At 42.7% G+C, this 544-nt stretch carries 2 protein-coding genes; both read left to right on the forward strand.

Annotated features, from left to right (window positions below):
- The coding region (locus A3739_RS08090; protein ID WP_369821098.1) for a preprotein translocase subunit SecY at positions 1–387 on the forward strand (387 nt) is incomplete at its 5' end.
- 36 nt (positions 388–423) lie between these two features.
- Complete coding sequence (gene rpmJ / locus A3739_RS28045) at positions 424–537, forward strand: 50S ribosomal protein L36 (protein ID WP_082862969.1); 114 nt, start codon at positions 424–426, stop codon at positions 535–537.
- The last annotated feature ends 7 nt before the right edge of the window (positions 538–544 follow it).

Consider the following 544-nt stretch of genomic DNA (forward strand, 5'->3'; position numbering starts at 1 on the left):
TTTGCAGCGGCAGTTGTTTTCTTCTGCTTCTTCTATACAGCGTTAATGTATAACCCTCGTGAAGTAGCAGAGAATCTTAAGCGCTCTGGTGCATATCTGGCTGGTAACATTCGTCCTGGCGAGCAAACTGCAAATTACATCGATAACGTACTTACGCGTTTAACAATATTCGGTGCTGCTTATATTACAGCAGTATCATTACTGCCACAGTTTATGGTTGTTTGGTTCAATGTACCGTTTTATTTCGGCGGNACCTCACTTCTTATTGCGGTAGTTGTGGTGATGGACTTTATGGCTCAAGTGCAGTCGCACCTGATGTCTCATCAATATGAGTCTGTTATGAAGAAATCAAACCTTAAAGGTTACGGTAACAGCGGAATGCTGTGATAACCGGTAGGTTTTAGCAAATAGTTGGAGCAGATAATGAAAGTTCGTGCTTCGGTAAAGAAGATTTGCCGTAACTGTAAAATTATTCGTCGCAATGGCTCAGTTCGAGTCATTTGCTCAGAACCTCGTCATAAGCAACGCCAGGGTTAAACCAGGC

Source organism: Oleiphilus sp. HI0067, from assembly GCF_001635735.1.